The 10,502-nt window shown below is 49.2% G+C and carries 11 protein-coding genes; 9 read left to right on the top strand and 2 right to left on the bottom strand.

The features are described from left to right. Positions 1-73 precede the first annotated feature (73 nt). The 8 genes from MHN01_RS07155 to nqrM all read left to right on the top strand — a co-directional run bounded on the left by MHN01_RS07155 (position 74) and on the right by nqrM (position 7,338). Positions 74-1,414, top strand: a complete 1,341-nt coding sequence (locus MHN01_RS07155) for a Na(+)-translocating NADH-quinone reductase subunit A (protein ID WP_239410689.1) — start codon at positions 74-76, stop codon at positions 1,412-1,414. 3 nt (positions 1,415-1,417) lie between these two features. Further along, positions 1,418-2,662: an NADH:ubiquinone reductase (Na(+)-transporting) subunit B gene (locus tag MHN01_RS07150; protein ID WP_239410688.1), complete on the top strand. Its 1,245-nt coding sequence runs from the start codon at positions 1,418-1,420 to the stop codon at positions 2,660-2,662. Continuing rightward, positions 2,652-3,446, top strand: a complete 795-nt coding sequence (locus MHN01_RS07145; protein WP_239410687.1) for a Na(+)-translocating NADH-quinone reductase subunit C — start codon at positions 2,652-2,654, stop codon at positions 3,444-3,446. The genes MHN01_RS07150 and MHN01_RS07145 overlap by 11 nt, the downstream gene beginning before the upstream one ends. Next, positions 3,439-4,071, top strand: coding sequence for an NADH:ubiquinone reductase (Na(+)-transporting) subunit D (locus MHN01_RS07140; protein ID WP_075763756.1), 633 nt, complete (start codon positions 3,439-3,441; stop codon positions 4,069-4,071). The genes MHN01_RS07145 and MHN01_RS07140 overlap by 8 nt, the downstream gene beginning before the upstream one ends. Before the next feature lie 7 nt (positions 4,072-4,078). Next, positions 4,079-4,675 (top strand): NADH:ubiquinone reductase (Na(+)-transporting) subunit E, encoded by a 597-nt coding sequence (nqrE, locus tag MHN01_RS07135; protein ID WP_239410686.1) that lies wholly within the window; start codon positions 4,079-4,081, stop codon positions 4,673-4,675. A gap of 22 nt (positions 4,676-4,697) precedes the next feature. After that, positions 4,698-5,921, top strand: a complete 1,224-nt coding sequence (gene nqrF / locus MHN01_RS07130) for an NADH:ubiquinone reductase (Na(+)-transporting) subunit F (RefSeq protein ID WP_239410685.1) — start codon at positions 4,698-4,700, stop codon at positions 5,919-5,921. A 190-nt stretch (positions 5,922-6,111) separates the two neighbouring features. Beyond that, positions 6,112-7,107 (top strand): FAD:protein FMN transferase, encoded by a 996-nt coding sequence (locus tag MHN01_RS07125; protein ID WP_239410690.1) that lies wholly within the window; start codon positions 6,112-6,114, stop codon positions 7,105-7,107. A gap of 9 nt (positions 7,108-7,116) precedes the next feature. Continuing rightward, complete coding sequence (nqrM, locus tag MHN01_RS07120; protein ID WP_239410684.1) at positions 7,117-7,338, top strand: (Na+)-NQR maturation NqrM; 222 nt, start codon at positions 7,117-7,119, stop codon at positions 7,336-7,338. Between the two features lie 72 nt (positions 7,339-7,410). Here the strand turns inward: nqrM and MHN01_RS07115 are convergent, their stop codons facing one another. Next, positions 7,411-8,643: a diguanylate cyclase gene (locus MHN01_RS07115; protein ID WP_239410683.1), complete on the bottom strand. Its 1,233-nt coding sequence runs from the start codon at positions 8,641-8,643 to the stop codon at positions 7,411-7,413. Positions 8,644-8,881: 238 nt separating this feature from the next. On the opposite strand from MHN01_RS07115, the gene dinB reads away from it, so the two are divergent. Beyond that, complete coding sequence (gene dinB, locus MHN01_RS07110) at positions 8,882-9,985, top strand: DNA polymerase IV (RefSeq protein ID WP_239410682.1); 1,104 nt, start codon at positions 8,882-8,884, stop codon at positions 9,983-9,985. 65 nt (positions 9,986-10,050) lie between these two features. Here the strand turns inward: dinB and MHN01_RS07105 are convergent. Then, a partial coding sequence (locus tag MHN01_RS07105; protein ID WP_239410681.1) for a M20/M25/M40 family metallo-hydrolase occupies positions 10,051-10,502 on the bottom strand: 452 nt, incomplete at its 5' end.

Raw genomic sequence — 10,502 nt, 5'->3', positions numbered from 1 at the left:
TCGGACGAAGGAAAGTCGTGTCTTAATTGCGCAATAGAAAATTCTTTTTCCCGTTAATGTAGTGCAAGTGCGTATGATTACAATAAAAAAGGGCTTGGATATCCCAATTTCAGGGACTCCTGCCCAGGCGATAAATGATGGTAAGACCATCACACGAGTCGCCTTGCTTGGCGAAGAATATGTTGGTATGCGTCCTACAATGCATATCCGCGTAGGGGATGTAGTGAAAAAAGGCCAGGTTCTTTTTGAAGACAAGAAGAACCCAGGCGTTAAGTTCACTGCACCAGCCAGCGGCAAGGTTGCAGAAATTAACCGTGGTGCGAAGCGTGTTCTACAGTCTGTAGTGATCGATGTAGAAGGCGACGAGCAAGTAACATTCAACCGCTACGATGCAGCTCAGCTAGCTCAACTAGAGCGCAGCAAAGTTATCGAGCAACTTGTTGAGTCAGGTATGTGGACGGCATTGCGTACACGTCCTTTCAGCAAGGTTCCAGCGGTAGATGCGGAAACTCAGGCTATCTTTGTTACCGCTATTGATACCAACCCTCTGGCTGCCAACCCAGAAGTTATCATCAATGAACAAAGCGATGCTTTTGTAGCCGGTCTGACGCTTCTATCTCGTCTGACTAGCGGCAAGGTAATGGTTTGTAAATCTGGTGCTAGCCTGCCTCGCTCGAATGAAGCCAATATCGAAGAACATGTATTCAACGGCCCACACCCTGCTGGTCTTGTTGGTACCCATATCCACACGCTATTTGGTGCAAACCTGGAGAACGTGGCATGGCATATCAACTACCAGGATGTGATCGCATTCGGTAAGCTGTTCCTGACTGGTGAGCTATACACTGATCGCGTTGTTTCTCTTGCTGGCCCTGTTGTAAACAACCCGCGTCTGGTACGTACTCAAATTGGTGCGGCTATCGATCAGATCACCGATTCTGAGCTAATGCCTGGCGAATTGCGTGTCCTTTCAGGCTCAGTACTGAATGGCCTACATGCGATTGGTGCACATGCCTACCTTGGCCGTTATCACCTACAGGTAACTGCACTTCGTGAAGGTCGTGAGAAAGAGCTTCTTGGCTGGATTGCACCAGGTAAGAACAAGTTCTCTGTGACTCGCTCGTTCCTTAGCCAGTTCTTCCCTGGCCAGTTGTTCAATATGACAACGTCGACGAACGGCAGTGAGCGCTCTATGGTGCCAATCGGCAACTACGAGCGAGTAATGCCGCTTGATATTGAACCGACATTGCTACTTCGTGACCTATGTGCTGGTGATGTTGACAGTGCACAGCAGCTAGGTGCGCTAGAGCTTGACGAAGAAGATCTGGCTCTATGTACATTCGTATGCCCAGGTAAGTATGAGTACGGCCCACTTCTACGTGAGTGCCTGGATACAATTGAGAAGGAAGGGTAATTCATGAGCCTCAAGAATTTCCTAGAAGACATTGAACATCACTTTGAGCCGGGTGGTAAGCATGAGAAGTGGTTTGCGCTTTATGAAGCGTTTGCAACTCTGATGTATACACCGGGTCAGGTGACGCGTTCTGGCTCACACGTTCGTGATAGCATCGATTTGAAGCGTATCATGATCATGGTGTGGTTTGCCGTTTTCCCAGCCATGTTCTGGGGTATGTACAACACCGGTCACCAGGCTGTTGTTGCACTTAACCACATGTATGCCGGTGAGCAGCTGGCTGCGATTATCGCAGGCGACTGGCACTATTGGCTAACAGAGATGCTAGGTGGCACCTTGTCGGCAGACGCTGGTTGGGGTAGCAAAATGCTACTGGGTGCGACTTTCTTCCTGCCTATCTATGCAGTTGTTTTTGCCGTAGGTGGTTTTTGGGAAGTCCTTTTCTGTATGGTGCGTAAGCACGAAGTTAACGAAGGATTCTTTGTAACTTCTATCCTGTTCGCACTTATCGTTCCGCCAACACTACCACTTTGGCAGGCAGCACTGGGTATTACCTTCGGTGTTGTTGTTGCGAAAGAAATCTTCGGTGGTACAGGCCGTAACTTCCTGAACCCTGCGCTTGCAGGTCGTGCCTTCCTATTCTTCGCATACCCGGCTCAGATCTCTGGTGATCTGGTTTGGACTGCGGCAGATGGCTTCTCGGGTGCAACGGCACTGAGCCAGTGGGCTACCGGTGGTCAGGCTGGTGTGATCAACACTGTGACTGGCGAAGCAATCAGCTGGATGGACGCGTTTATCGGTAACATCCCTGGTTCAATCGGTGAAGTGTCGACGCTGGCTATCATTCTTGGTGGCGCAATGATCGTGTTTATGGGCATCGCTTCATGGCGCATCATCGCAGGTACCATGGTAGGTATGATTGCGACGGCTACTCTGTTCAACATCATTGGTTCTGACACTAACGCAATGTTCAGCATGCCTTGGCACTGGCACCTGGTTCTGGGTGGTTTTGCATTCGGTATGATGTTCATGGCAACCGATCCTGTGTCTGCGGCATTTACCAACAAAGGTAAGTGGTGGTACGGCGCACTAATCGGTGTTATGGCGGTGTTGGTACGTGTAGTTAACCCGGCTTACCCAGAGGGTATGATGCTGGCGATTCTATTCGCTAACCTATTCGCACCTCTATTTGACAACCTAGTGGTTCAGGGCAACATCAAACGGAGACTAGCTCGTCATGTCAAGTAATAACGATAGCATTAAGAAAACGCTGATTGTTGTTATCGCATTGAGCTTAGTGTGCTCTATCGTGGTATCAACCGCAGCCGTTAGCCTGCGTCCGCTTCAGCAGAAAAATGCCGTACTGGATGTTCAGCGCAATATCCTGTCAGTTGCAGGCCTGCTTGAAGAAAGCACTAACGTAACTGAAGCTTACCAGCAGTTCATCGAACCAAAACTGGTTAACCTTGAAACCGGTGAGTTTGTCGAGCAATCGGAAACTGGCGTAGCACCTGCTGATTACAAGCAGCGTGTCGCGGCCAAAGACCCTAGCCAGTCTATCAAGCTGTCTGGTGATCAGGATAAGGCAAAAATCATTCGCCGTGCGAATATTGCAACGATTTACCTAGTTAAAGATGCAAGCGACAACACTGAAAAACTGATCCTGCCTGTTCACGGTAACGGTCTGTGGTCAATGATGTACGCGTTCGTTGCGGTCGAGACTGACGGCAACACCGTATCGGGTATTACTTACTACGAGCAGGGTGAAACTCCGGGGCTTGGTGGTGAAGTAGAAAACCCGAACTGGCGTGCTCAGTTTGTTGGCAAGAAGCTGTTTGATGAGAACAACAAGCCAGCAATTCGTGTTGTTAAAGGTGGCGCTCCTGCCGGCGATCTATACGGTGTAGATGGTCTGTCTGGTGCAACCTTGACAGGTAATGGTGTACAGAACACCTTCGACTTCTGGCTGGGTGACATGGGCTTTGGTCCATTCCTGACTAAGGTTCGTGAGGGAGGCCTAAACAATGGCTGATGCTAAAGAAATGAAAAAGATTCTGTTAGCGCCGGTTGTTGACAACAACCCAATCGCGCTTCAGGTTCTTGGTGTTTGTTCTGCTCTGGCAGTAACAACCAAACTAGAAACAGCGTTTGTTATGACGCTGGCGGTAATCTTTGTTACGGCGTTTTCTAACTTTTTCGTATCACTGATCCGTAACCACATTCCAAACAGTGTGCGTATCATTGCCCAGATGGCAATCATCGCGTCACTGGTAATCGTGGTTGACCAGGTACTGAAAGCCTTTGTTTACGACATCTCTAAGCAGTTGTCGGTATTCGTTGGTCTGATCATTACTAACTGTATCGTAATGGGTCGTGCAGAAGCGTATGCAATGAAGTCTGCGCCACTGCCGTCACTGATCGACGGTATTGGTAACGGCCTGGGCTACGGTTTCGTACTTATCACTGTTGGTTTCTTCCGTGAACTACTGGGTTCGGGCAAACTATTCGGTGTTCAGGTTCTACCGCTGATCTCTGAAGGTGGCTGGTATCAGCCAAACGGTATGATGCTGCTTGCACCATCTGCGTTCTTCCTGATCGGTTTCATGATCTGGGCAATTCGTATTTTCCGTCCAGAACAAGTAGAAGCGAAGGAGTAAGAGGACCATGGAACATTATCTAAGCCTTTTAGTTCGTTCGATCTTTATCGAGAACCTGGCACTTTCGTTCTTCCTGGGGATGTGTACATTCCTGGCCGTTTCCAAGAAGGTTAAAACTTCTTTCGGTCTGGGTGTTGCAGTTACCGTTGTACTGGCTATTGCCGTACCTACGAACAACCTGATCTACAACCTGCTGTTGAAAGACGGTGCGATTGTTTCAGGCGTTGACCTGAGCTTCCTGAACTTTATTACCTTTATCGGTGTTATCGCGGCACTGGTACAGATCCTGGAAATGGTTCTGGACCGCTTCTTCCCGCCGCTATACAACGCACTGGGTATTTTCCTACCGCTGATCACAGTTAACTGTGCCATCTTCGGTGGCGTATCTTTCATGGTACAGCGTGATTACAACTTCGCTGAATCTGTGGTTTACGGTGTTGGTTCCGGTATCGGCTGGTTGCTGGCAATCGTAGCGCTTGCGGGTATCCGCGAGAAGATGAAGTACTCTGACGTGCCTCCTGGTCTGCGTGGCCTGGGTATTACATTCATCACCGTTGGTCTAATGGCGTTGGGCTTTATGTCCTTCTCCGGTGTTCAGCTGTAATCAGGAAAATAAGGAATAATCAATGGATATTATTCTTGGCGTAGTTATGTTCACCCTGATTATCCTGGCTCTAGTTTTAGTGATCCTGTTCGCTAAATCTAAGCTGGTACCATCAGGTGACATTACTATCTCAGTAAATAACGATCCGGAAAAAGCGATTACAACCGCTGCCGGTGATAAGCTGCTTGGCGCTCTAGCCGGTAGCGGCATCTTCGTTTCATCTGCCTGTGGTGGCGGTGGCTCATGCGGCCAGTGTCGCGTGAAAGTAAAATCTGGTGGTGGTGACATTCTGCCAACAGAGCTTGACCACATCACCAAGGGTGAAGCGCGCGAAGGCGAACGTCTTGCTTGTCAGGTAAACGTGAAATCTGACATGGAAATCGAGCTACCAGAAGAGATCTTCGGTGTTAAGAAGTGGGAATGTACTGTTCTTTCTAACGACAATGAAGCGACCTTCATCAAAGAGCTTGTACTGCAGATCCCAGAAGGCGAGGAAGTACCTTTCCGTGCTGGTGGTTATATTCAGATTGAAGCTGAACCGCATCACATTAAATACGCTGACTTCGATATTCCTGAGGAATACCGTGAAGACTGGGACAAGTTCAATCTGTTCCGCTACGAGTCAATCGTTAAAGAGCCATCAATCCGTGCTTACTCTATGGCGTCATACCCAGAAGAGAAAGGCCTGATTAAGCTTAACGTACGTATTGCGACGCCGCCGCCAAACAACCCTGACGTGCCACCGGGTGTGATGTCTTCATACATCTGGTCACTGAAAGCTGGTGACAAGTGTACTATTTCTGGTCCGTTCGGTGAATTCTTCGCCAAAGAGACTGACAATGAAATGGTATTCATCGGTGGTGGTGCAGGTATGGCTCCGATGCGTTCGCACATCTTTGACCAGCTGCTTCGTCTTAAGTCTAAGCGTAAGATGACTTACTGGTACGGTGCCCGTTCTAAGCGTGAAATGTTCTATGTAGAAGATTTCGATACGCTGGCTGCGGACAACGAGAACTTCGAGTGGCATGTTGCCCTGTCTGATCCGCTTCCGGAAGATAACTGGGATGGTTACACAGGCTTCATCCACAACGTGATCTACGAGAACTACCTGAAAGATCACGAAGCGCCTGAAGATTGTGAATACTACATGTGTGGTCCACCAATGATGAATGCCGCCGTTATCGGCATGCTGAAAGATCTTGGTGTCGAAGACGAAAACATCCTGCTGGATGACTTCGGTGGCTAATAAGCTACACCGCTAGAAGAAATTGGCTGATCCGGTTTGGGTCAGCCTTTTTTCGTAAACAGTATAGAAAACGTTTTTTATTGTGGTCATAACAACGGCTGCGCCAGCCAGGTGAAGCGATGACCCTAATAAAAAGTGACCCGTTGAAATCGAGAGTTGTTAAATGAAGATGTTTCTACGCAAGGCAATAATGCTGTTTGTCTTTGCTGTCACCCTGTCGGCATGCAGTGATCAGCGTGAATTGATCCACTTAAATGGATCGACGATGGGAACCTATTACTCAATCAAATTGATCAAGCAAGAAGGGCTGCCAGATAGTAGCATCATACAAGCAGAGATCGATCGCCGCCTCGAGCTGGTCAACGACCAAATGTCGACTTACCGAAAGCACTCTGAACTTAGTCGGTTCAACCAGCATAAGAGCAACCAACCGTTTGAAGTGTCTGCCGATACCGCCAAGGTTGTTGCTGAGGCGATCCGTCTGGCAAAGTTGACGGATGGTGCGCTTGATGTGACTGTCGGTCCGGTTGTTAATCTGTGGAGCTTCGGGCCGGAAGCACGTCCGGAAAAAACGCCGACGGATGAAGAGCTAGCTGCACGCCGAGAAATAGTCGGTATCGGGCATTTGTCTGTCGATGGCAATACGCTAACGAAAAAAATTCCTGAGCTGTATGTCGATCTGTCTTCGATTGCCAAAGGCTTTGGGGTGGACGTTGTTGCTGACTACTTCGATGAGCTAAAGGTTGTTGATTACATGGTTGAAATCGGTGGTGAGCTCACTATGCAGGGTAATAACGTTAAGGGCAAACCTTGGCGTATTGCGATCGAGAAACCGACTGATGACGGCAGCCGGGCGGTACAGGAAATCATTGAACCGGGTGACATGGCTGTGGCAACATCGGGTGATTATCGCAATTACTTCGAGGAAGACGGTGTGCGTTATTCGCACCTGATCGATCCGAAGACGTGCAAGCCGATCACTAACCGGGTTGTATCGGTAACGGTTCTACACCCATCGAGTATGACTGCTGATGCGCTGGCAACAGCATTTTCTGTGATGGGAGAAGAAAAGTCACTGGAGCTGGCACAGCAAGAGAGTTTGCCGGTGTTGCTGGTTGTTAAAACCGAACAGGGCTACAAAGAGTATACCTCGGATGCCTTTGTTCCTTATTTGCAGAAGAAGTAGAGAGTTATCATGGTCGTATATCTAACCACGTTTGCCGTCTTTTTGCTGGTTATCGTAGCCATGGCTGTGGGCTACATTTTCCAGCGTAAAACGGTAAGTGGAAGCTGTGGCGGTCTTGACGGTATCGGGATTGCCAAAGAGTGTGATTGCCCGGAATCGTGTGACGCCCGTAAAAAGCGTGAAGCGCGTGAAGCAAGACATGCCGAATGGAAGAAAAATCAGATCATCTGATCAGACTTCGTTTTGACGATTAGAAAAAGCCTGAGCATGCTCAGGCTTTTTTATGGCAGGCAAGACGGCAAACTAAATACTCTGGGCAACCTGTACTTGGTTCCTGCCACTTTGTTTAGCCCGGTAGAGATAGCCATCCGCATCCTTGAGCAGGTCGCTAAGGGATTGATTACCATTCACAGTGCCAATGCTGATTGTGACATTAAGCGTTGAGTTCTGATAGATAATATCCAAGCCTTCGATTGACTGCCGTAACGCCTCCAGCCGACTGATGAACAGCTTAAAGTTGCTGCAGCTCTGAATGCAGAACTCTTCGCCGCCAAAGCGCGCGACAATGTCATCGGGAAAATGCTGCTGCAGTTGCTGGCTGACCTGGACCAGCACTTCATCCCCGGCATCATGGCCGTATGTATCATTAACCCTCTTGAAAAAGTCGATATCCAGCATGGCGATGTTGCGAAATTCGCAACGGTCTTGGCTGCAACTTTGGTTGAAGAAGTAACGTCGGTTCCAAAGCCCGGTCAGTGCGTCCTGGTTCGCCATTCTATATAGCTTGTCCGCGGTATCCTTCATACTCAGGATATGGTGAATGCGACAGTAGAGCTCTTCCTGATTAAATGGTTTTTTGAGGAAATCATTAGCCCCTGCTTTGAGAAACAGGGCAGTCATCGCATCGTCGTTGCTGCCTGAAAGACCGAGTATGGCAAGCTGGTTACGGCTATAATGCTGGCGGATTTCCCGGACCATAGTGATCCCGTCTTTTTCTGGCATGTCATGATCGGTGATGATCAGGCTGATATCCGGGTGTCGCTCAAGCTGAGTAATTGCCTCTTGACCGTGACAGGCCTCGATAACTTTGAGGTTTTGTCGCCTTAGCAGGTTGACCAGATAGCGACGTACGGTGGCAGAGTCTTCCACCACCATGGCCTTGTGCTGGGTGTTTGCCTCAAGTCGCTGTAATAGCGGAATGAGGTAAGCGACTGAAGCTGGGCTGTCTTTCAGCAGGTAGTCGATTACCCCCTTGGACAGAACGGTATCGCGGATCTGGGTGCTGAAATGCGCTGTTAGCACGATAACCTTGAGGTTCTGGCTCAAGACGAGATCAATGATCTCCCCGTCCTGACCATCCGGGAGGCAGTAGTCGAGCACAGTACAGAGAAAGTCCTTCTGCACGGTAAGGATTTGTCTGGCCTGAGCAATAGTTTCAGCAAATACGGGCTCGAAACCAGCCTGTGTTAGCTGGACGTTGAGGTAATTTCGAAAGGCTCTGCTGTCTTCTACGACAAGGATTTTAGATACCGACATTATTATTATTCCCTTACCCGATAGTGCTGGGCGTTACAGCTATCCTTGTGATTTTATTTATTGAGTAATAGCATTTTTAATCCCTCGGCGGCAACACAATATGCGCATAATTGTGCTGCGACAGGAGTTATCCTGATCGCTTGTCTCAGATTCTAGTAACTGTATAAAAAAACAGTGGTATAATGGATGTATCCAACGTGAGAGATTTCAACACTGAAGCCGTTAATTTCAGAGAGCTATGCCGCAGCCAAACGTCACATCCGCACCCACTGCTACTGCCACAGGGCGGCGTAAAATTATCCATGTTGATATGGATTGCTTTTTTGCCGCTGTTGAGATGCGTGATAACCCTGAGCTGAAGAATAAGCCGATAGCTATTGGGGGACGTTCGGAGCAGCGTGGGGTGCTGAGTACCTGTAACTATCTGGCTCGCCAGTATGGAGTCAGATCTGCTATGCCAACAGCCCAGGCGATGAAGCTGTGTCCGCACCTGACGCTTGTTGCCGGGCGGATGGGAGTATATCGCGAGGTATCTAAGCAAATCCGGGCAATCTTTCAGCGCTATACTGACAAAATTGAGCCCCTTTCGCTGGATGAGGCCTATCTGGATGTCACCGAGTGTGAGGTGATGCATGGTTCGGCAACACTGATTGCTCAGGACATCCGTCGGGCAATCCGGGAAGAGCTGGAATTGACGGCGTCGGCAGGCATTGCACCTGTCAAGTTCATTGCCAAGATAGCATCGGATCTGAACAAGCCCGATGGCCAGTACGTAGTTACGCCTGACGATATCCCCGATTTTGTTGCCAACCTGAAGCTGGAGAAGATCCCGGGGGTTGGCAAAGTCACTATCCAGAAGTTACATGAAAAGGGTCTGTATATCGGCAGGGATGTCCAGGAGTATGATAGGCAATTGCTGCTTCAGCAGTTCGGCAAATTTGGTCAGTCTTTATGGTCACGGGCCCACGGAATCGATAATCGTGAAATTGTGGTTGAGCGCGAGCGCAAGTCGGTAGGTGTCGAGCGGACCTTTTCGAAGAATATCACCAGCTATGAGCAATGCTGGCAGGTTGTCGAAGCGTTGTATCCAGAGCTTGAAAAACGTCTCAAGAAGGTGCGGCCGGAACTTAATATTGCCAAACAGGGGATTAAGGTCAAGTTTGCCGATTTTCAGCAGACAACAGTGGAGCACAGCCAGCCCAAGCTGGATAAGGCCCAGTTTGTCGGTTTGCTCAACGAGGCGTTAACCCGGCAGAAGGACCGGGAGATCAGGCTGATAGGACTTAGTGTCGGGCTTGAACAAGGGCTAAGAGCACAGCAGCTCTCTTTCGAGGGATTTTAGTGACAAAAAAGGCGAGTATCTATATCTAGAAACTCGCCCCTTATCACTCGCTACTGTGTAGATCGTTACTTAACCGGAATCGCCTTCAGGATAGCAACCATCTGCTCCCAGAACAGACCAACCGTTTCAATGTTCACTTTCTCGTCTGGCGAGTGCGGGAACTTGATGGTTGGGCCGAAAGAGATCATATCCATGTTCGGGTACGGCTCTTTGAACAGACCGCACTCAAGGCCGGCGTGGATCACCATGATATTCGGTGTTCTGCCGTAGATGTTCTTGTACGTTTCGCGGAACAGGTGCATGACTTCAGAGTCTGCATCTGGCTTCCAGCCCGGGTAGGCGCCAGAGAACTCGCACTGTGCACCAGCCAGCTCGGCAACAGCCTTAAGCATGCCTTCCACATTGCTGCGGCCAGAGTCGATCAGTGAGCGGATCAGGCAAAGAATAGTGATTTTGTCAGCGTCGTTGGTAATAACACCCACGTTTAGCGAGGTTTCAACCACACCTTCGATGTCAT

It is taken from the genome of Photobacterium sp. OFAV2-7 (assembly GCF_022347985.1).
In the GTDB taxonomy this organism is placed as follows: Bacteria; Pseudomonadota; Gammaproteobacteria; order Enterobacterales; family Vibrionaceae; genus Photobacterium.
This window is presented reverse-complemented; position numbering and strand designations above follow the sequence as displayed.